Source organism: Exiguobacterium sp. s146 (assembly GCF_018618415.1).
GTDB lineage: Bacteria > Bacillota > Bacilli > Exiguobacteriales > Exiguobacteriaceae > Exiguobacterium.
In genome coordinates this window covers 79,988-100,508 of the sequence record NZ_JACSMA010000003.1, presented here as the reverse complement: position 1 = coordinate 100,508, position 20,521 = coordinate 79,988, and the positions used below count along the sequence as shown (strand labels likewise).

General features: G+C 54.3%; 23 protein-coding genes and 1 riboswitch. Of the genes, 10 read left to right on the top strand and 13 right to left on the bottom strand.

Annotated elements, in window-relative coordinates:
* Positions 1-5 precede the first annotated feature (5 nt).
* Genes KNP83_RS11030 through KNP83_RS11020 form a run of 3 tightly spaced genes read right to left on the bottom strand, consistent with a single transcriptional unit; the run spans position 6 to position 3,368 of the window.
* Positions 6-1,124: a DUF418 domain-containing protein gene (locus KNP83_RS11030; RefSeq protein WP_214762506.1), complete on the bottom strand. Its 1,119-nt coding sequence runs from the start codon at positions 1,122-1,124 to the stop codon at positions 6-8.
* 21 nt (positions 1,125-1,145) lie between these two features.
* Positions 1,146-2,699, bottom strand: coding sequence for an ABC-F family ATP-binding cassette domain-containing protein (locus KNP83_RS11025; protein ID WP_214762505.1), 1,554 nt, complete (start codon positions 2,697-2,699; stop codon positions 1,146-1,148).
* 60 nt (positions 2,700-2,759) lie between these two features.
* The gene (locus KNP83_RS11020) at positions 2,760-3,368 is read right to left on the bottom strand and encodes an NAD(P)-dependent oxidoreductase (protein WP_214762504.1); all 609 of its coding nucleotides are present in this window, start codon (positions 3,366-3,368) and stop codon (positions 2,760-2,762) included.
* A gap of 131 nt (positions 3,369-3,499) precedes the next feature.
* Positions 3,500-3,601, top strand: a riboswitch (purine riboswitch).
* A 77-nt stretch (positions 3,602-3,678) separates the two neighbouring features.
* On the opposite strand from KNP83_RS11020, the gene KNP83_RS11015 reads away from it, so the two are divergent.
* From KNP83_RS11015 to KNP83_RS11000, 4 genes are read left to right on the top strand one after another with little or no spacing between them, the layout of a single operon-like run.
* Positions 3,679-4,260 (top strand): xanthine phosphoribosyltransferase, encoded by a 582-nt coding sequence (locus tag KNP83_RS11015; protein WP_214762503.1) that lies wholly within the window; start codon positions 3,679-3,681, stop codon positions 4,258-4,260.
* Positions 4,257-5,561 (top strand): nucleobase:cation symporter-2 family protein, encoded by a 1,305-nt coding sequence (locus tag KNP83_RS11010; protein WP_214762502.1) that lies wholly within the window; start codon positions 4,257-4,259, stop codon positions 5,559-5,561. The genes KNP83_RS11015 and KNP83_RS11010 overlap by 4 nt, the downstream gene beginning before the upstream one ends.
* A 34-nt stretch (positions 5,562-5,595) precedes the next feature.
* Positions 5,596-6,243 (top strand): NAD(P)H-binding protein, encoded by a 648-nt coding sequence (locus KNP83_RS11005; RefSeq protein WP_214762501.1) that lies wholly within the window; start codon positions 5,596-5,598, stop codon positions 6,241-6,243.
* Positions 6,240-6,632, top strand: coding sequence for an RDD family protein (locus KNP83_RS11000; RefSeq protein WP_214762500.1), 393 nt, complete (start codon positions 6,240-6,242; stop codon positions 6,630-6,632). The genes KNP83_RS11005 and KNP83_RS11000 overlap by 4 nt, the downstream gene beginning before the upstream one ends.
* A gap of 23 nt (positions 6,633-6,655) precedes the next feature.
* Here KNP83_RS11000 and KNP83_RS10995 read toward each other — a convergent pair whose 3' ends face one another.
* The gene (locus KNP83_RS10995) at positions 6,656-7,921 is read right to left on the bottom strand and encodes a purine/pyrimidine permease (RefSeq protein WP_214762499.1); all 1,266 of its coding nucleotides are present in this window, start codon (positions 7,919-7,921) and stop codon (positions 6,656-6,658) included.
* A 75-nt stretch (positions 7,922-7,996) separates the two neighbouring features.
* Here KNP83_RS10995 and KNP83_RS10990 point away from each other — a divergent pair, with 75 nt between their 5' ends.
* Complete coding sequence (locus KNP83_RS10990; protein ID WP_214762498.1) at positions 7,997-8,701, top strand: alpha/beta hydrolase; 705 nt, start codon at positions 7,997-7,999, stop codon at positions 8,699-8,701.
* A gap of 34 nt (positions 8,702-8,735) precedes the next feature.
* Here the strand turns inward: KNP83_RS10990 and KNP83_RS10985 are convergent, their stop codons facing one another.
* The 3 genes from KNP83_RS10985 to KNP83_RS10975 all read right to left on the bottom strand — a co-directional run bounded on the left by KNP83_RS10985 (position 8,736) and on the right by KNP83_RS10975 (position 12,506).
* Positions 8,736-9,917 carry an MFS transporter gene (locus KNP83_RS10985; RefSeq protein WP_214762497.1) on the bottom strand — a complete coding sequence of 394 codons (1,182 nt, stop codon included), beginning with the start codon at positions 9,915-9,917 and terminating at the stop codon, positions 8,736-8,738.
* 115 nt (positions 9,918-10,032) lie between these two features.
* On the bottom strand, positions 10,033-10,824 hold the full coding sequence (locus KNP83_RS10980; protein ID WP_214762496.1) for an endonuclease/exonuclease/phosphatase family protein: 792 nt from the start codon (positions 10,822-10,824) through the stop codon (positions 10,033-10,035).
* 53 nt (positions 10,825-10,877) lie between these two features.
* Positions 10,878-12,506, bottom strand: a complete 1,629-nt coding sequence (locus KNP83_RS10975; RefSeq protein ID WP_214762495.1) for a PTS transporter subunit IIBC — start codon at positions 12,504-12,506, stop codon at positions 10,878-10,880.
* Between the two features lie 221 nt (positions 12,507-12,727).
* Here KNP83_RS10975 and KNP83_RS10970 point away from each other — a divergent pair, with 221 nt between their 5' ends.
* The 3 genes from KNP83_RS10970 to KNP83_RS10960 all read left to right on the top strand — a co-directional run bounded on the left by KNP83_RS10970 (position 12,728) and on the right by KNP83_RS10960 (position 14,596).
* Entirely contained in the window at positions 12,728-13,492 is a 765-nt protein-coding gene (locus KNP83_RS10970; RefSeq protein WP_214762494.1) for a TrmH family RNA methyltransferase, read from the top strand.
* Positions 13,493-13,550: 58 nt separating this feature from the next.
* On the top strand, positions 13,551-14,006 hold the full coding sequence (locus tag KNP83_RS10965; RefSeq protein ID WP_251139343.1) for a GNAT family N-acetyltransferase: 456 nt from the start codon (positions 13,551-13,553) through the stop codon (positions 14,004-14,006).
* A gap of 92 nt (positions 14,007-14,098) precedes the next feature.
* On the top strand, positions 14,099-14,596 hold the full coding sequence (locus tag KNP83_RS10960) for a hypothetical protein (RefSeq protein ID WP_214762492.1): 498 nt from the start codon (positions 14,099-14,101) through the stop codon (positions 14,594-14,596).
* A gap of 187 nt (positions 14,597-14,783) precedes the next feature.
* Here KNP83_RS10960 and KNP83_RS10955 read toward each other — a convergent pair whose 3' ends face one another.
* Complete coding sequence (locus KNP83_RS10955) at positions 14,784-15,293, bottom strand: hypothetical protein (RefSeq protein WP_214762491.1); 510 nt, start codon at positions 15,291-15,293, stop codon at positions 14,784-14,786.
* A gap of 115 nt (positions 15,294-15,408) precedes the next feature.
* Here KNP83_RS10955 and KNP83_RS10950 point away from each other — a divergent pair, with 115 nt between their 5' ends.
* Positions 15,409-16,065, top strand: coding sequence for a TVP38/TMEM64 family protein (locus KNP83_RS10950; RefSeq protein WP_214762490.1), 657 nt, complete (start codon positions 15,409-15,411; stop codon positions 16,063-16,065).
* A 30-nt stretch (positions 16,066-16,095) separates the two neighbouring features.
* On the opposite strand, the gene queF is transcribed toward KNP83_RS10950, so the two are convergent.
* The 4 genes from queF to queC are packed head-to-tail and all read right to left on the bottom strand — an operon-like array spanning position 16,096 to position 18,387.
* On the bottom strand, positions 16,096-16,584 hold the full coding sequence (queF, locus tag KNP83_RS10945; protein WP_029333812.1) for a preQ(1) synthase: 489 nt from the start codon (positions 16,582-16,584) through the stop codon (positions 16,096-16,098).
* 11 nt (positions 16,585-16,595) lie between these two features.
* Positions 16,596-17,291, bottom strand: a complete 696-nt coding sequence (queE, locus tag KNP83_RS10940; RefSeq protein ID WP_251139342.1) for a 7-carboxy-7-deazaguanine synthase QueE — start codon at positions 17,289-17,291, stop codon at positions 16,596-16,598.
* Positions 17,291-17,746, bottom strand: a complete 456-nt coding sequence (queD, locus tag KNP83_RS10935; protein ID WP_128123127.1) for a 6-carboxytetrahydropterin synthase QueD — start codon at positions 17,744-17,746, stop codon at positions 17,291-17,293. The genes queE and queD overlap by 1 nt, the downstream gene beginning before the upstream one ends.
* Positions 17,743-18,387 (bottom strand): 7-cyano-7-deazaguanine synthase QueC, encoded by a 645-nt coding sequence (queC, locus tag KNP83_RS10930; RefSeq protein ID WP_214762488.1) that lies wholly within the window; start codon positions 18,385-18,387, stop codon positions 17,743-17,745. Before queC ends, queD begins: the two co-directional genes overlap by 4 nt.
* Before the next feature lie 208 nt (positions 18,388-18,595).
* Here queC and nhaC point away from each other — a divergent pair, with 208 nt between their 5' ends.
* On the top strand, positions 18,596-19,972 hold the full coding sequence (gene nhaC / locus KNP83_RS10925; RefSeq protein WP_214762487.1) for a Na+/H+ antiporter NhaC: 1,377 nt from the start codon (positions 18,596-18,598) through the stop codon (positions 19,970-19,972).
* A gap of 61 nt (positions 19,973-20,033) precedes the next feature.
* Here the strand turns inward: nhaC and KNP83_RS10920 are convergent, their stop codons facing one another.
* Positions 20,034-20,507, bottom strand: coding sequence for an NUDIX hydrolase (locus KNP83_RS10920; protein WP_214762486.1), 474 nt, complete (start codon positions 20,505-20,507; stop codon positions 20,034-20,036).
* Positions 20,508-20,521: the final 14 nt, after the last annotated feature.

The following is a 20,521-nucleotide window of genomic DNA, read 5'->3' as shown; positions in this document are numbered from 1 at the left end:
GACGATTATTTAGTTTTCATGCCGTATGTGCCGATGCGCCATAACTTCTCGAACGGGCCGTATCGACGCGAGTTGAGCCACCACATCGAGAAGAACGCCTGGGCAATCAAAATCGCGATGCTCAAGAACAATCCTTCCGTCAACGACAAGCGACCGTAGTAGCCGAGGGCGATGACCGGCAGGACGACGACGAGTGTGTGCGTCAAATAGTTCGTCAGCGCCATGCGGCCGAGCGCCTGGAGCGGCCGGAACGCGCGTCCGTTGCGGACGGCGATCGTGAACAGACAGACGTACATCGTCGCAAGCAGTTTGCCGGAGACGAGGACGGCCGCAGAATTCGTCGCCGAATACTCGGCACCGCCACCGTAGTGATGCCAGACAATAACTGCGAAGAACGGGAGGGCCGCTACCGCACAGATGATGGCCGTCCGGGTCAATCCGCGGATGCTCCACGTGAGGAGTTTCCGTTCCCGTCCGATATACAGGCCGAACAAGAACAGGCTTAGAATTTCAATCCCGACGAAAAATGAGTTTTGGAACATGTCAAAAATCTCATTGTCCAAGCGGTAATCGAACCACGGACCGAATCCGGAATTAAAGACGGCCGGGAACGGTCCGCCAATAGACATAAATCCTAAAGCCCATTCTAGATAGATGGACGAAACATAGAACAGTAAAAAGCTCCCAATCAATAAACTCCATGCCCATGTCAAAATCGCCCGATTGCTCAATCCATAAAACAGTGGGAGCAACAAGCCCCACATCGCATACGTATGTAAGATGTCACCCGACCAAATGGCCAGGTGAGCGAGTCCGAATAGGAACAAGATGGCGATCCGGCGGATATAACGGCTGACCGAGTCCCCGCGCGCATACGAACGCTCGAGGAAAATCGAGAAGCCGATTCCGAACAAGAGCGAGAAGATCGTATAAAACTTCGTCTGGACGAACAAATCGAATAGCGTCCGGACGAGTAAATCGCTCCCCGCATAATCGGTGCGACCGAAAATCCAGTCGCTCCCGAGCATCGTGGGGATATTGACGAGGAAGATGCCACACAGGGCAAAACCTCGAATGATGTCATACAGAACGATGCGTTCGTTTACTTGAATCGGGCCAGCCATACGCCACTTCCTCTACACGGATTAGAATACTTTTGTCGTCCACGATTCACAGTTCCAGACGTCGGTGACAATGTCTTGATAGAACTCCGGTTCGTGACTGATGAGTAGGATACTGCCTTTATATTCTTTCAACGCGCGCTTCAACTCTTCCTTCGCGTCGACGTCCAAGTGGTTCGTCGGCTCATCGAGGAGGAGCAAGTTCGATTCGTTGTTTTGTAGTTTACAGAGACGGACCTTCGCCTTCTCTCCACCACTGAGGACCGCGATTTTACTCTCGATATGCTTCGTCATGAGACCGCATTTCGCGAGCATGGCCCGGACTTGTTGTTGGTTGAGTGATGGGAACTCGCTCCAAATCTCTTCGATACACGTGTTGTTGCTGACAGGGGCTTCTTGTTCGAAGTACCCGATTTCCAAGAACTCACCGCGTTCGACGGTTCCTTCAAGCGGGTTGATCATGCCGAGCAGACTCTTCAACAGCGTTGTTTTCCCGATTCCGTTCGCACCGACGAGGGCGATTTTCTGACCGCGCTCCATCTGGAGGTCGAGCGGACGTGAGAGCGGCTCATCGTAACCGATGACGAGACCTTTGGCGTCAAAGATGAGACGACCTGACGTGCGGGCCTGCAAGAACCGGAACTCTGGCTTCGGACGTTCCGCGCTCAATTCGATGACGTCCATCTTGTCGAGTTTCTTCTGACGTGACATCGCCATGTTCCGTGTCGAGACACGGGCCTTGTTGCGGGCAACGAAGTCTTTCAAATCGGCGATTTCAGCCTGTTGGCGTTTATACGCCGATTCGAGCTGCGAGCGTTTCATCTCGTACACTTCCATGAACTTGTCATAGTCGCCGACATAGCGTGACAAGTCTTGGTTCTCCATATGGTAGACTAAGTTGATGACGCTGTTTAAGAACGGGATATCGTGCGAAATCAAGATGAAGGCGTTATCGTAGTTCTGAAGGTAACGCTTCAACCACTCGATATGGGCCTCGTCCAAATAGTTGGTCGGCTCATCGAGGAGCAGGATGTCCGGCTTCTCAAGAAGCAATTTCGCAAGCAATACTTTCGTCCGCTGACCACCTGAGAGGTCCGTGACGTCACGATCGAGTCCGACATCTAAAATACCGAGACCGCGAGCGACTTCTTCGACTTTCGCATCGATGATATAAAAGTAGTTCGAATCGAGCATTTCCTGCAATTCGCCGACTTCGGCGAGCATGTCGTCCATCTGTTCAGGCGTCGCATCGCCCATTTCCATATAGAGCTCACCGATTCGTGTCTCAGTGTCAATCAAGTATTGGAAGGCGCTCTTTAACACGTCCCGAATCGTCATCCCACGCTCAAGGACAGCGTGCTGGTCGAGGTAACCGACACGGACGTTTTTCGCCCATTCGATTTTGCCTTCGTCCGGCTGGAGCTTACGTGTGATGATGTTCATGAACGTTGATTTTCCTTCACCGTTCGCTCCGATGAGGCCGATGTGTTCGCCTTTCAATAGACGGAAAGACACGTCATTCAAAATGGCGCGGTCACCGAAACCGTGGCTCAAGTTTTGTACTGTTAATATACTCATAATTCTTATTCGTTCCTTTCAAAGTTGACTATCCGATATTGTAGCATGGATTGAAAAAAATTAGTACGCCAGTCCAACCGATTGACGGATGAAGAGCTGGTCTTCAACGGTGTTCAACATGAACTGGGCGACATCGGCCCGTGAAATCTGTTTCCCGTTGTCTGGAACGCTGTCGACGGACGTGCGATACACCGACGTCCGAGGACCGTCCGTCAATTGCATCGGCCGCACGATCGTGTAATCGAACGACGAGTTGCGCCACAGGTCGACCGCGGCCCGGTGATCACGGAGCGGTTTCCGAAGCATGAACGTGACGACCGTGCCGGCGATGCCTGGAATCTCTTTGTCGATTCCAGCCGACGCGAGATAGACGACCCGGTTGATGGCGTTTGCTTTCAGTGCTGGGACGAGTGCATCGGTGACGCGGGCCAAGAAGTCCGAATCACTCAAGTCGGTCCCGAGACAGCTGATGACGGCATCATGACCAGCGAGGGCGTCCGTCAGTGCGGCGCTGTCTGTGACGTCGCCTTCGATGATCTCAAGTTGCGGGGTCGGAATCAATTTTTTCTGTTCCCGTACGAAAGCGGTGACATGATGACCATGCTCGATGGCTTGATCGACAAACTGATGACCGGTCCGACCGGTGGCACCTAAAACGAATAGCTTCATAATGGATGTGGCTCCTCTCGTTTTTCCAGTATCTTTAGTATACAGCAGTTTCAGAAAAATCGAACTTTTAGCCGTCTTTTCCAAAACGGGTTGCAATTTATAAAATATCGTCTAGAATAAGTCCTATCTTATATAAATAAAAGATTCGCACTCGTATATCCGTGAGAATATGGCTCACAAGTCTCTACCGAACCACCGTAAATGGTTCGACTACGGGTGACGCTTGTCGCGTGCATTCGTTTTGTTTCCATGCGGTTCGTCGTCCCCGGGTTGGGGTGACGAATCGCATTTTTTTATTGGAGGGAAAACAATGAAGCAGTTAGAAGACAAAATCAGAGATGAAGGACAAGCGCTGTCCGAACACGTATTGAAAGTCGATGCCTTCTTGAACCATCAAGTCGATCCCGTCTTGATGCAAGCCATCGGACGCGAGTTCGCAGACCGGTTCCGTGATGCGGGCATCGACCGCATCGTCACATTGGAATCGAGCGGAATCGCGCCGGCGATGATGACGGCGCTCGAGATGAACATCCCGTTCGTCTTCGCCCGGAAACGCAAATCACTCACGCTCCAAGACGACCTCGTCGAAGCGGACGTCTACTCGTTCACGAAGCAAGAGACGAATCGCATCAGTTTGAGCCGTCGCTTCGTCCAACCCGGGGAGCGCGTGCTCGTCATCGATGACTTCCTTGCCAACGGGGAAGCCGCGCTCGGTTTGACGCAACTCGTCGAATCCGCCGGGGCGGTCGTTGCCGGTGTCGGCATCGTCATCGAGAAGTCGTTCCAACCGGGACGGGACAAGTTGATCGAACGAGGTTATCACATCGAGTCACTCGCTCGGATCGCGAAGCTTGAAGCGGGTGAGATTTCCTTCATGGAGGTGGTCCGATGAACACGTTCAAGACAGCCAGCCTTGGCTTCCAACATTTACTCGCCATGTACACGGGCGCGGCCATCGTCCCGCTCATCGTCGGTGGTGCCATCGGACTCGGTCCGACGGAACTCGCCTATCTCGTCGCGATCGATCTGTTCATGTGCGGCGTCGCGACGCTGTTACAAGTCTGGACGACTCGTTTCACCGGCGTCGGTCTCCCGGTCGTACTCGGTTGTACGTTCACCGCGGTCGGACCGATGATTGCCATCGGCAGCTCGAGCGGAATCACCGCCATCTATGGGGCGCTCATCGCGAGCGGAATCATTGTCATTCTGATTTCAGGCTTCGTCGGGAAACTGGCCCGCTTCTTCCCGCCGGTCGTACTCGGCTCGGTCGTGACGATTATCGGTCTGTCGCTCATCCCGGTCGCCATCAATGATATCGGTGGCGGCATGCCAGGTGAGCCCGGCTTCGCCTCGATGCAAAACTTGGCGCTCGGTGGTTTGACAATCGGTCTGATCCTCATCTTGAACCGAATCGGTACCGTGTTCACACGCGCGGCCGCCGTCTTGTTTGCGGTCTTAATCGGTACAGGCGTCGCCGCGTTCCTCGGCCTCGTCGATTTCAGCCCGGTCCGCGAGGCCGGTTGGTTCCAAATGGTACAACCGTTCTACTTCGGGATGCCGACGTTTGACGTCTCGGCCATCCTCGTCATGACGCTCGTGGCCATCATCTCGATGATTGAATCGACTGGTGTCTTCTTGGCACTGAGCGACATCACTAAAAAACCGATCGGCTCGAACGAGTTGACGAAAGGGTATCGGGCCGAAGGGGTCGCCACGATTCTCGGCGGGATCTTCAACAGCTTCCCATACACGACGTTCAGTCAAAACGTCGGACTCGTCCAGTTGTCAGGTGTCAAATCGCGTCGCGTCATCTTCTGGACGAGCGGTCTGTTGATTTTGCTCGGCTTCTTGCCGAAAGTCGCAACGTTCACGACATTGATTCCGAAACCGGTGCTCGGTGGGGCGATGCTCGTCATGTTCGGCACGGTCGCCGCGTCAGGGATTCGGATTTTGAGCCAAGTCGATTTTGCGAAAAATGAGAACTTGATTACAATCGCCTTGTCGATCGGTGTCGGGCTCGGCATCACGGCAAACCCGGCCATCGTCGCAAATATGCCAGAGGCGGTCCAATTGTTTACGGACAGCGCCATCGTCGCTGGATCGTTCACTGCCTTGTTATTGAACGGGTTCTTCCGACTCGTCGACCGGTTCCGTCCGGCCGAGGTCGTTGCCGATAACCGGCAAGTCAGCTAGACTGAAAGGAACTACGTAATTAGGGGGAACAAGCATGGGGAAAACTGCACTTGTCGTTGGCGCCACCGGATTGATCGGACGCGAACTCGTCGAACAGTTGCTCGAACAAGAACGGTATGATCAAGTCTGGATTATCGTCCGCCGCTCGAAACGATGGAGTCATCCGAAACTGCACGAGGTCGTCGGATTCGAAGGGATGGACGAGGCTTTGCCGCACATTGATGATGTCTACTGCGCACTCGGGACGACGATTGCCGTCGCCGGTTCACGTCAGGCGTTCAAACATGTCGATCTCGACTTGCCGCTTGAAGTGGCACGTGTCGCGAAACGACACGGGGCGACACGTTACGCCGTCGTCTCGGCACAAGGCGCGTCACTTCGGTCACCGTTCTTCTATAACCGCGTGAAAGGGGAGCTCGAGAACGGGCTCAAAGTGTTCGGTTTCGAGCACTTGATTATCGCCCGTCCGTCGCTCTTGCTCGGCGATCGCGAGGAGTTCCGTCTCGGCGAGAAAGCGGCCGAGGTCGTCAGCCGTCCGCTCCAACCGTTCTTGCTCGATAAACTCCCGGATGCCGCACCGATTCAAGCGCTCCACGTGGCGCGTGCGTTGATTATGGCCGCAGAAGAAGGGCAAGGCATCGAAGTATTGACGTCTGGTATGATGCAGAGGATGAGCCAATGAAGCGACTGACGAAAAAACGGATGCAAGCCGTATTGATTGATAGTGTCGTCGCGGGATTGGTCAGTTACGGGGTCGAACAGCTCGTCCGGAAGAAAGTGAAGAGCGAGTTCGTCCATGCTGTCATCACGCCGACACTCGTCGCCTATGCGCTCGAAGCGTGTCAGATGCGCCGCGGCGGACAGACGCTCGGCTATAAACTGATAGGACTCGAGTTGAAGAACGACGACGGGACACCGGTCACGGCCGAGCAGGCGTTCAAACGCGCACTTCACCGTGACACTCGTTCGATTGTCACCTACGTCAAGGACCGCACGCATTTCGAGGCCGAAGACGGCGCCGTCTTGCCGCATGATGCAGCGTTCCATATGCATGTAACCGAAAAGAACTGACCTCGCGCGAGGTCAGTTCTTTTTTAGTCGTGGATGCGGCTGAGAATGGCCGTCGTCAAGGCGACGATCGTGCCGAGGACGAGCCCGTTCGAGAACACGGTCGCGAGGAGTGGCGGCAAGTCATTCATCGCCCCAGGTGGGAGCAACATCGCACCGGCCCCGATGACGAGCGGGAGACCGACCGTGAGCGAGGCGGTCTTCTGGTTCAATTCGAACGCCGCCTCGTTAATCCCGATGATAATCATCGTCGCGATGAGCGGGGTGACGATGGCGTAACCGACGGCGGCCGGGATGCTCGCGATGAGCGAGACGAACGGACCGATGAGGGCGAGCACCATCATCACGGCGTGGGCCACCAGATGGGGGGAGCGATGAACGCTTTCCGTCGAGGATAAGAAGCCGGCCGTTCCAGAGATGGCGACCGGTCCCGGTGTCCCGAACATGCCCGCCACCATTTGACTGATGCCGCTGACGACACCCGACGCCGGGACGTTGCCTTCAATCTGACGCTTCTCGCGTGAACTGACGATGCGCTCAATCAACTTGATGTTGGCGAGCACGTTCGTCATGAGCAGCAACGTGATGACGAACGCGGTCGGGAGCAAGTTCCAATCCCATACCCACGTTCCGAACGGGAACAGTTCCGGGACGAGGAAGAATGACTCGGAACGGACGATCGGGTTACCGAGTCCGAGCAAGTTGAACAGCCAAAACCCGACGATGAGCGTCATGACGAGTCCATACTGTTTGAATCGGCTCCGCTCGAGCGTGAGCGCGAACAAGACGAGACCGGCCGTCGCCACAGCTTGAACGACGTTAATGCCGTCCTCGGTCACACCGAAACCGCCTTTTATGACGGCACCCGACAGTTGCAGGACGAGTAGAATCATATAGACCCCGAGCACTTGCGGGGTGAACAACGACAGCATCCGTCGCAACAGGCCGGTGACGGTCATGACCACACCGAGCACACCGCTCAAGAACAACATGAACCCGAGCGCCTGTAGCGTCTCTTGTCCGCTTCCATAGAGTGCTGGGCCGATGGAGGCATAGAGCGTGAAGACGCCCCACCAAATCCCGGCCGGTCCTTCGAGAATCGGCAGACGGTGTCCGAGCAGTGTTTGGATGATGCTGAACAGCGCGAAGACGAACAGTGAGCGTGAGATGAACGTCATCGTGTCGGCCGGCGACAGTTCGAATAAGGCAGCGATGGAGAGCGGTGGTACAATGTTTGTAGCTAAAATAAAAATAAACCACTGAATCGTCGTGGTTACAGAACTTTTGGTCATGATGTCCCCCTGGTATTTCCCTTTTTTATTATTAGTGTACCGTGACGGGGAAGTGGATGCAAATGGAGGTATATAATGAAGAAAAAACTGAAGTGGATTGGCCTTGGCCTAGTAGGAGTCATCTTGGTCGCCATCATCGGCTTCCTCGTGTGGACGCAACTGACGTACGGACCGACGGAAGAAGCGCTTAATTACGCGGCTGAGGCGAAGGAAGTGGACAATCGTCTCGAGTTCGGTGACCCGTCGAGCGAGATTGGTGTGATCCTGTATCCGGGCGCGAAAGTCGAGAAAGAGGCGTACGCTTACTATGGAACCAGACTGGCAGAAGAAGGTGTCTTCGTCGCCATTCCGTCGTTGCGCTTAAATCTCGGCATCTTGGATATCGATGCCGCGGAGACGATTATCGCCGCCCATCCAGACATCGAACGTTGGGTCGTCGGCGGGCATTCACTCGGTGGTTCGGCCGCGTCCGGTTACGCGCTCGAACACGAGGAGCAAGTCGAGGGGGTCATCTTCCTCGCCTCGTATCCGATCAGTACGATGGCGGACAGCGATTTGCGCGTCTTATCGGTTTCCGGGGAAATCGACGGTCTCGCGAACGAGAGCGATATCGAGGCGAGCCGTGACACCGTCCCGGATGACGCCGTGTTCCACCCAATCAAGGATGGCAATCACGCCAACTTCGGCATGTACGGCCCACAATCTGGGGATAACGATAGCCCGCTCAGTGCGAAAGAACAACTCGACGAGACGATTGACCAAATCATCGATTGGCTCTAAAAAACAGCGTGCCCGCATCATGGGGCACGCTGTTTCAACGTTGGTCGAGCTGATGACTGACCGCTGTCAACAAGGCTGTCACGAGCGCGACGGCGCCACCGACGAGGGCAAGCGTCATCACAGGTGCGTTCGCATAGACGAGCCCGCCGAGCGCTGAGCCCATGCCGATGCCGACGTTGCTCGCGACCGGCATGAGGGACGAGGCCAGGCCTTTGGCATCTGGATTGAACTTCTCGGCCAAATCAATCAAATAGATTTGCGTTGATGTCGTCAGCAGAATCGCTATGAATGACATGAGCGCGATATTGAGGAGGCCGAGCGTCACGTTCGACGTCGTCACATACAATGCCGCCAAGACGAGCGCCTGAATGAGGAAGACGAACCGAAGCCGTCCAATCGGATTATGGCTGGCAATCTTCCCGGCCGCCATGTTGCTGAAGATCGAGATGAATCCGTAAGCGAACAGAATCGGACTGATCCAAGCAACAGGGACGCCGAGCACCCCTTTTAAGATCGGGACGAGATACGTATAGACGACGTACGTCGCACCGAAGCCGAACGCGGGGATGAAGAAGGCGATCAAGATGCGCGGGTTTGTCAACAGACGCAACTGATCGGCAATCGACGTCTTGACGCTCGTCAACTGGTTCGGGACGACACGATAGACGGCAAAGAAGGCGACGACGCCTAACGCGGTCGTCAACAAGAATGTCGTTTCCCATCCGGTCCGTTGCCCGATGAACGTGCCGAGCGGGACTCCGAACACGTTTGCCATCGTGAAGCCACCGAAGATGAACGAGACGGCAATCCCGCGCTTCCCGGTCGGCACCGATTCACTGGCGACGAGCATGGAGAGTGAGATGAGCACACCCGTCACGACGGCGGTCATCATCCGGAGCGCGAGTAACGTCCCATACGTCGGGGCGAGACTGCTGAACAAGTTGAAGACGATGAATAGCGCGGTGAGCGTGAGCATCAGTTTTCGTTTCGGCAAATGACTCGTCAATGACATCGTCAGCGGGGTCCCGATGGCGAACGTGATGGCAAATGCTGAGACGAGCGTTCCGGCCGTGGCAATCGAAATCGACAGACCGTCGGCGATATCAGGCAAAATCCCGACGATGACAAATTCACTCGTCCCGAGCACGAACGTGAGCAAGGCGAGCGATAAAATGAGCGTCCAGTCGGTCCGACTGAGCGTTGAAGAAGTCGTCAAAAAGAATCACTACTTTCAAAAAGATTGTTGTTAGACATCAGTCGTTTCCAACCATACCGAATTTTCGCCAAAAGCAAAACCCTTTTCTCTCACATTGTGAAAGAAAAGGGTCTGATTAGCGCCAGAACGCGGTCGCTTCGACACCGGCGTGGTCGGAAACGACAGGACCGTTCTCGCCGTCAAAGACGACGGCGTGACGCGAGACGTGAATCGGGGCGTTCGTCAGCATCAAGTCGATGCGAAGCGCCTGCTTGTTCTCGTCCCAGCCGGCAATCTTACCTTGGACGGTCGCATCACCTTCACGCTCGGTCGCCAAATGGAACAGGTCTTGGAGGCCGTGCTCAATCAAGTAGTCGTACCCTTCGCCACGGATGAACGCGTCGTTATTGAAGTCACCGAGCAACAAGGCACGATCGTCGTCCTCGACGCGACGCAACAGTTCATCGAGCTGATGGCGCACCGGTTCATCGGCGTCATGCCACCAACCGAGGTGACATGAGTAAATTGCCGTCGGCGCATCCAAGCCGTCCAAGACCGCCTTAACGATTTTTCGAGACTTGTAATCGTTCGGATCGGTCGTCTGCGAGACGAAGAACGATTCGGTCGACACGAACGGAGTGCGCGACAAGATTGCGACCCCTTCCTCGTAGATGTCATAGCCGTAATGGGCGAAGTCCCACGTCATGTAGTAATCGACGCCTTGTTCTTTTAAACGCTCGACGAGCACATAGGCGAAGTTGTTCTCTCGAATCAAGCCATCGATGAGCGGGGCTTCTTTATGTTGATTCACTTCTTGCAGTGCGATGATGTCATATTCCTCGCTCGCGATCCGTTCGACAATCGAGTCGATTTTCTCTTGTTGACGGTCCTCTAACCAGGCGTGACAGTTCAGCGTTAATATATTCACGATAGTCCTCCTTTAGAAAAAAACAGGCCAACTCGTACGAGCTGGCCTGTTGATTATGCACCGATGACGTCTTGAATATCAGACTTCAATACGTCGGCTTTCGGGCCGTAGATTGCTTGGACACCGCGGTCTTTCAAGATGAGACCCATGGCGCCGTTCTTTTTCCATTCACTCTCTTCTGAAACGAGCGACATGTCTTTGACTGTGACACGCAGACGCGTCATGCAGGCATCGACGTCTTCAATGTTATTTTCCCCACCGAGTAGAGCGATAATCCCCATGACCTGCTCGTTGCCGGTCACGTTCGATTTCTCAGTTGTTTCTTCCATGTAGTTCCCGTTGCGACCAGGCGTCGGAAGGTTCATCTTCTTGATGAAGAAGTTGAACACACCGAAGTTCAAGAAGAAGAAGGCCGCTGACACGAGGAAGAAGTTAATCAAGTCTTGGAGCAATCCTGCTTTGACAATCATCGGGATCCGTGTGAGCAATTCAATCGCACCGAATGCGTGGACACGAAGGTCGATGACATCCGCCAAAGCGAAGGCGGCACCGGCCATGAGTGCATAGACGACGTAAAGGACTGGAGCGACGAACATGAACATGAATTCGATTGGTTCTGTGACACCTGTCAAGAAGACGGCGAGACCAGCCGACAAGAACATCGGCTTGTATTGTGCTTTCTTGTCTTCGTCAACGTTGCGGTACATCGCGTAAGCAGCACCGATCAAGGCAGCGAACGACAAGATGACTTGACCGACTTTGAAGCGGGCCGGTACGACGTCTGCGAGCAATGCGTTGTAAGCGGCTGTATCACCAGCGGCACGCAGGTTAACGAGGTCCGTTACCCAAGCCAACCAGAGCGGATCTTGACCTGCAACGACCGAACCGGCTGTCGCACCTGTCAAAATCGTATACGTGCCACCGAGCTCCGTGTAGTTCATCGGTACGGTGAGCATGTGATGCAAACCGAACGGCAAGAGGAGACGCTCGAGCGCACCGTAGATGAACGGCGCGAGGACTGGTGCCGTGTTGCGTGATGTCGCAATCCATTCACCAAAGCTGTTGAGCGCGCCTTGAATTGTCGGCCAAATGATGGACAACGCGATAGCGGCAACGACCGAACCGAGAATGACGACGAATGGGACAAAGCGCTTCCCGTTGAAGAACGAGAGGGCGTTCGGTAATTTGTTGAAGTTGTAGAACTTGTTATAGAGGGCACCACCGAGGAAACCGGCGATAATCCCGACGAACACACCCATGTTGAGGGCTGGTGAGCCGAGGACTGATGTGAAGTAGTCAGCGACGACAAGGTCAGCTCCGAAGAGAGACTGGACAGTCGCTTCCGGGTCTTGGAGCATCGTTCCGTTAACGGCGAAGATGGCACCTGTGACGCGGTTAATCAAGATGAAGGCGATGAGTGCAGCGAAGGCACCACCGGCCTTGTCTTTTGCCCATGAGCCACCGATGGCGACTGCGAACAAGATATGCAAGTTGACGATGATTCCCCAACCGAGGTCTTCAATGATGCGAGCCGTCGTGAGCAAGATGCTGACGTCTCCGGCTGACATGCCAATCAATTTACCGATCGAGATCATAAGACCTGCGGCCGGCATGACGGCGATGACGACCATTAAGGCCTTGCCGAGTTTCTGCCAAAAGTCGAACGAGATGAGTTGTTTCATGCGATACGCTTCCTTCCTATGCGGAACTTTTTATCTGTCTATGGCGACTGTCAATGCAATCGCTTGCATAGATAATTGTAATCGATTGCATAACTTTGTGCAACCGTTTTCCTAATTTTCATAGATTTTCATAATCGAACCCAATTTGACTCGTTCCTCCATTAGCTTGTCAGTCGGAACGAATCTCGCTACAATACTAGAGGTTGAAAGGGGCGAGAACGATGGGATGGAGACAGACGACATCGGCATTATCAAAAGAAGAGCAGGCGGCCTTGCTTGAGGAGTTGTTGCAGTCGGGCCTGTTATTAGAAGAAGATCGATTACTGTATAGCATGTTGATGCCAGACCGTGTCAAACGGATGCAGGAAGTGTTGGCGTTACGGACGAACCACATCACGATTTTGACGGAAGGGGTCGATGATCCCCACAATCAGTCGGCCGTGCTCCGCTCGGCGGACGCGTTCGGTGTGCAGACGTTGCACGTCGTCGAGGGTCGGGCCAAGTTCAAACCGAACTCGATTATCGCCAAGAGCGCCGATCGTTGGGTAGACGTGGTCGAACACCCTTCCATCGAGGACGCAATCGATCGGTTGAAGGCGGACGGGTATCAAGTGCTAGCGACGGCACTCAGTGAAGAGGCGGTGCCGCTCGAGGATATCGATGTATCGAAACCGACCGTGCTCTTGTTCGGGAATGAACATCACGGCGTGTCGGAACGAGCACTCGCCAAGGCGGACGGAAACTACTTGATTCCGATGCAGGGCTACGTCCAAAGCTTGAATATCTCGGTCGCGGCCGCCATCTCGTTATACGATGTGACGACACGGGCGCGCCACGTCGTGACGGACGGTTATGGATTGAAGGCGGAAGACAAGCAGCGCATCTTAAAGAATTGGATGGTGAAGAGCCTTCCGAAGCGGTCGCTCGGGGTATATAAGCAAAAAGGTTTGACCGCTTTTGCGCGCGAGACAGGAAAAACGGAGTAAACGGCGAAAGGTACAGGCGTACGAACAACTTGTCCATATTTCGAAAGGGGATGGAAAGATGAGTACGACCAGTTCATTTATCGTGAAAGATGTGACGACGAATTTCAAAGACTTTGAAGAGGAATTCTTCAACCTGTATCGGACGTTATACGGGGACATCGATCAACTACGTTTTAAAGAACGGCTGTATCGCCATGCGAACCCGCTCGTGTTGCTCGCGTTTTCAGACGAGCGCCTCGTCGGCTTCAAAATCGGCTATGAGGCCGAGCCGTATCGCTTCTATAGCTGGGCCGGCGGTATCCACCCTGAGTTTCAAAAGCATGGCATCGGTCGCAAACTGATGGACACGCAACTTGAATGGGTGAAAGCGCAAGGGTTCCATTCGATTCGAACGAAAGCGCGCAACACGAACAAAGGGGTCATCATCTTGAACCTGTTGTGTGGCTACGACATCATGGGGGCGTATACAGAGGATAACGAGCCTCGCATCATGATGGAGAAACAATTGAACTGACCGTTGAAGCCGTGGCGCATGCCACGGTTTTTTGTGTGGACATGAAACCAAATTGAACTGCATCCGTATTAAAGAAAAAAGGGGGCAACGTCATGGTCTATACGTTTGCATTTGGAGAAGACATATATATCGAGTCGACGGGGATGGGAGATTCATTCTTTAGTGGAGTGCCAATCATTTTTCCGATTTTCTTTTTCCTAGTAATCGGTATTATCGTGTTCGCTGTCATCGGAGGGATTGGTAATCAAGTAAAGACGAACAGTCTTTTGAAAGACATGCAACAGTTCGCCTCAGACCTAGCCGACCATCCGAGTGACGAAGCGGCAAATCGGCTTGCCGACTATTTGCGGGACGTGACATCGTTCCCGGTCTATCGCACGCAAATGGAGCCGTTCCGTGTCGCGCTCGGTAGCTATCAGTTGGTCATGGACTCCTCGCACGTAAGCGACGAGACGAAAGAGCGGGTCGACCGCCAATACAAGCGGCTCGGCATCTTGGACGGGGAGAAGTTTGCCGACGAGCCGGCACCGCGACGCAGCTCGAGCGCGCATCACCATCACCACAACGACCATCATAATCACCATATGTGAAAAACGCGCCAGGGAATGTTCCCCGGCGCGTTTTCGGCGCACTTGAATCGAGTCTGGTTAGGAACGAGTGACAGGTAAATGTGTCATCGGTCATCGGTAATTGGTTGGTCCATGGCCGTATGCTCATCCTAAACGTAGGAACAAGTGGTGGCGCCAATCCTTGACCCGGAGTCTCACCGGGCCAAGGTCACATGTAACGACTTGGGTCAAAGTCAATCTCCGTCCGATAGTTGGCCGCGTTGATGGCGTTTGAGATGCGGTTCGCCCGCTTCTCGACGTCAATCGCTTTCAAGCGATATAGCTCGGGATCGTAAAGCGCATGCTTGATGATGGCAGTCCCTTCACCAAAGCCGTATTGAAACTCGCGCTTCGGGCGCTCGGATAGTTCCTGATACATGCGAGCCTGAGCCCGCAGTTGAATCGCGAACTCGATGGCCTCGACGAGCGGGAGCGGCCCGTCGTGCGTCTCAATTACTGTCTTCAAGTTGGCCTCATAAACGAGACGATCGAGACGGCGCATGTCCCGACGAATCGACTCGAGTTCGACTTCGATGTCTTCGAGCGAGCGCGATTGAATCGTCGGGAGTGGCTCGTCTTTCTCGAGCTCGATGAATGCGACGCGTTCGATTTCTTCTAATAGTTTATCAATCTGCTTATGGAGCAGGCTCTTCAATTTAATGGCATCTGCCAAGTACATAGGGATTCCTCCTTCTGCTTTTTCTAACCGTACCATAATGCGACTCCTAAAAAAAGGAAGGCGTTACTTTTTCGAGACGAGGCGATATGATGAAAGAAAGAGAGGAGGGCGACCGATGAACAAGTGGAAAACGCAATGGATGATTGCCATCGTCTTGGTCGTGTTCGGGACGGCGATGTTCTTCTATCAATGGATCGATTTGCGACCGGCGGAGATTCGGGATTATATCGTTCAATTCGGTTGGCTCGCTCCGCTCGTCTATATCGTCCTGTTCACGTTTCGTCCGCTCATCCTGTTTCCGACGTCCGTCTTATCCGTCGCCGGTGGCTTGGCGTTCGGGACGTTCGCCGGTGTCGTCTATACAGTCATCGGGGCCACGCTCAGCGCCCTCGTCGCGTATTACGTGGCGATTCGCTTTGGCGACCGCTTTTTACATCATTTCGAAGCGAGCAGCTATGAAAAGCTCCAACATAAAATCGAAGAGGACGGGTTCTTTTACGTCTTAATCTTACGCCTGATTCCGCTCGTCAACTTTGACTTGGTCAGTTATGCCTCAGGGCTCGCGAAAGTGCGACTCCCTGCTTACGTGTTTGCGACGACGGTCGGTATGATTCCAGGGGCGTTCGCCAACAACTTTCTCGGTAGCAGTCTCGCGAGCGGGAATGTGAAGATGGTCTTGCTCGCCCTCGCGGTGTTAATCGTGTTGACGCTCGTCGCGACCGTGTTCCGTGAACCGATTAAACGACAACTCAATCGTTATAAAAAGAAGTAGGCGCCGAGCGGGCGCCTACTTCTTTGTCGATTAGCGGTTGTCGACCGTTTCAGGATACAAGTCGTGGTTGAAGAGGCGATGCTCGGCCATCTTCTCGTATTTTGTTCCCGGCTTGCCGTAGTTGTAGTACGGGTCGATTGAGATGCCGCCGCGCGGCGTGAACTTGCCCCACACTTCGAGATAGCGCGGCTCCATCAATTTGACGAGGTCTTTCCCGATGACGTTGATGCAGTTCTCGTGGAAGTCCCCGTGGTTGCGGAAGCTGAACAAGTACAGCTTGAGCGATTTCGATTCGACGAGCTTCTCGTCCGGGATGTATGAGATGTAAATCGTCGCGAAGTCTGGTTGGTTCGTGATCGGGCAGAGCGACGTGAATTCTGGTGCGTTGAATTTCACGAAGTAATCGTTCTCCGGGTGACGGTTCGGGAACGCCTCGAGGACGTCCGGTGCGTATTCAAAAATATAAGGGACGCTCTTCTGTCCGAGGAGCGACAAGTCTTGTAAGTCTTCTGGTCTCATAGTTATTCTCCTTAGACGCCACGTTCGTTGGCGTACAGTAATGTGTGCAGTTGTGGCAGGACACGGACGCTTTGCCATGACGGGTCACGGGCGACGTCCTCCCATAGTTGTTTCAAGCGACGGAGCTGGGCGTCGGTGATGTCACCGTCCGCACCGGGCTCAGGATTGCCGGCCGATAAGTACATGACGTCCGGCGTATAGCGCGTCTGGACCGATTTCGCATAGGCAAGGTCGAGCTCATCGAAGACGGCGACTTTGAACGTCATCTGTTCGGGGCGCAGCCGTTCGACGATGGCGTCGAGTTTCTCCCAATCGGTCGCCATACCTGACGACGGTGGTTTCGGGCTAAGCGTCACGTCGTCGATGTCAGACAGCCAGTCCTGATAGCGGCTGCCTTGCGTCTCGACGGCGAGTTTGACACCGCGTGCCTTCAGTTTCGTCACCAAGTCTTTCATCGCGGCGATGAGGAGCGGGTTACCGCCCGAGATGGTGACGTAGTCGTACATCCCGAGCGCGTCGAGCCGTTCGATGATCTCGTCGGCAGTGAGCATGTCGGGTTTTTCCGAGCCGTCCCACGTGAAGGCGGAGTCGCACCACGAACAGCGATAATCGCAACCGGCGGTCCGGACGAACATCGTCTTTTGTCCGATGGCGCGGCCTTCCCCTTGGAACGTCGGGCCGAACACTTCGAGGACAGGGATTTTCATCAGTCCACCAACCATTCGCGGCGGAATTCGGCGTATGACGTCGGGGTCTCGTACAGTTTGACGAACTCGACGCGGACGTCGCGCTCGTCAGGCAAGTGTTTGGCGAGCTGCTCGAAAATCCAGTAGCACATGTTTTCGGCGGTCGTATTCATATAAGGTAACGACTCATTCAAATAGCGATGGTCGAGGTATGGTTCGAGTTCTTCTTTAAAGATAGCTTTCAGGTCGCCAAAGTCGAGCGTCATGCCACGGTTGTCGAGAAAGCCGCTAATGCCCATTTGCAATTTATACGTATGGCCATGAAGCGCGCGGCACTTGCCATCATAATCGAACAAGTGATGAGCGGCGTCGAATGTCACTTCTTTGACGATTTGGACGCGGTGCGGACAATAGATGAGCGAGCCGTCCTGTTTGGCTTCGACACTCGTCGGGGCGAGGAATGGGGCGTGTTTCATACGCGTACCTCCTCATAGGCGGAAAGGCCGTTTTGACGTAGCACGCAAGCCGGACATTCGCCACAACCTGATCCGAGGATACCGTTATAGCACGTGAGTGTCCGCTCTTTGACGTACTCGAACGCACCGAGCTGATCCGCGAGTTCCCACGTCTGCTTTTTATCGAGCCACATGAGCGGCGTGTCGATGACGAACGGATAGTCCATCGCCAAGTTGAGCGTCACGTTCAAGGACTTGACGAACTGGTCCCGGCAATCCGGGTAACCTGAGAAGTCGGTTTCACATACACCGGTGACGATGTGATGCATGCCGAGCTGTTTGGCCATGACGGCCGCAAAGGATAAGAATAAGTGATTGCGTCCATCGACGAACGTATTTGGGACGTCCGCATTGTCGATGTCGAGGTCGTGTCTCGTCAACGCGTTAGAGGTGAGTTGTCCGAGTAAGGACAAGTCGAGGATGTGGTGCGGGACATCGAGTTCGGCCGCAATCTCTTTTGCGACCTCGATTTCCGCGTCGTGGCGTTGCCCGTAGGCGAACGTCACCGCTTCCACATGAGAGAATTGTTGTTTTGCCCAAAATAGGCAGGTGGTTGAATCTTGACCGCCACTAAAGACGACCAATGCTTTTTCGTGTTGCAACGTGCACACTTCCTTTTTCGCTAGTTTTGATGTCGGAGGAGGTTACGAACTCCGGAGGTCACCCTCGAGCGTTTACTTTACCATAAAAAGACGTTTGACAGGGAAAAGAGAAGCAGGTATAGTAAAGAACATCACTGAAACACTTTCGCGCATAAAAGCGTTTAAGCGGTTAGGTAGAACATAATGGAACTGAAAGGAGGGGACGTCGATGCAGATGAAAGGAAAAGAGGCTGTATTCGTCGTGCTGATGAGCGGGATTTCCCTGCTCGCACTGATGTTTTTGGCCAAAGCGACGCCACATATGGCGATCTTTGGCACAATGGTATTAATAGGGGGTTACGCGTATTATCGGACGCGTGATTTCAAACGAATCGAAGCGGCGATGATCAGCGGGATTCGCGAAGCGATTATGCCGGTCTTGATTTTACTGCTCATCGGGATGTTGATTGGTGTATGGCAGATGTCTGGCACGGTGGCGACGATCCTCTCCATCGGTTTAGATACAATTTCAGCACAATGGTTCTTGCCGAGCGTCCTGCTCATCACGATGATCGTCTCGTCGTTCACAGGTAGTGCCTTCACGACCGTCGGTACGGTCGGGGTTGCCTTGTTCGGGATTGGGATGGCGCTCGGAATCTCTCCGGCGCTCGCAGCCGGGGCCATCGTCTCGGGTGCCCTCTTCGGTGACAAGATGAGCCCGCTCTCGGATACGACGAACTTCGCGCCGGCTGTGGCTGGTGTCAAACTGTTCGACCATATCCGGTTCATGATGGGGACGACCGTACCGGCCGTCCTCATCACGCTCGTCTTGTTCGCCCTTCTCGGGCGGAGCGGTCAAGTGGCAGATACGACGCAAATCGCTGAAGCGCAGGCGGCACTCGCCGGACGGTTCAACTTGTCATGGTTGACGCTCCTCGCGCCGGTTCTCGTCGCGGTGCTTGCGTTCCGTCGCATGCCGGTGTTGCCGACGATGCTCGTCGGGATGTTCGCTGGGGTGTTGACAGCTGGTTTCGTTCAAGGCAACTGGAACGTCACGAACTGGTTCGGTGTCATGCAGGCTGGGTTCAAGTCGGGCGTCGAGAACGAGACGATCGCAGCGGTGCTCGATCGCGGCGGCCTCGAGTCGATGCTCTGGTCGGTCAGCCTCGTCTTGATCGCGCTCGCGTTCGGTGGCTTGCTCCGGGAACTCGGCGTGTTCCAAGCGATTGTCGACGCGTTGCTCGAACGGTTGAAGTCACCAGGCAGTTCGGTGCTCTCGGTCGTCCTCAGCTCGATTGGGGTCAACTTGCTCGCTGGCGAGCAGTATTTGTCAATCTTGCTCCCAGGGCAAGCATTCAAACAAGGGTTCATCGACCGCGGCATCGACCCGCGCTACTTGTCACGTGCCCTCGAAGACGGTGGCACGGTCATCAACCCTCTCATCCCGTGGGGTGTGTCAGGTGCGTTCTTCGCGGCAACGCTCGGCGTGCCCGTGCTTGAATACGCACCGTTCGCCTTCTTCCTCTGGCTCAGTCCGATCTTCTCGATTATTCTCGGATACGTGAAGTTGGGAAAGCAGCGTGAGGCGATGCGCATCGCATCTTAATCGGGTCACTTACAAAAAACCATCCAGGACAATCCGATGTCCTGGATGGTTTTTGAATGTCTCAGGCAAAGGAGCTCTCGAGTTCCCATAGCGTGTCCCCGAACTGGTCAAACAGCGCCTGGGCCCTTGATTCGATGTCCAGCGGCAGGTCAGCTCTTGAGAAATACCGCAAGGCCAAACTTTCGCCATCCGTCATGGCTAACGTCCCTTGCACTTGTTTGGCATGGAAGAGGTGAATGACACTATGCGTCTCATCGCCGTTCGGATATTTGAAGTAAAACTTAGGCCCCGAACAGACTCCGACGAGTTCAAATTCATCGGATACGAGCCCTGTCTCTTCATTCAATTCACGAGCAGCGACGTCCTCTAACGTCTCATTCAACTCCATCGATCCCCCGGGCAATCCCCAATCCAACGTATCAGAACGGTGTTGGAACAATAACTCCCCGTGTTGGTTCATCACGAGGACGGTCGCGCCGACACTGATGAGTGGCCTGTTCCCGACTGTCTTTCTTAACTCTAACAAATACCCCATCTTTCTTCGCCTCG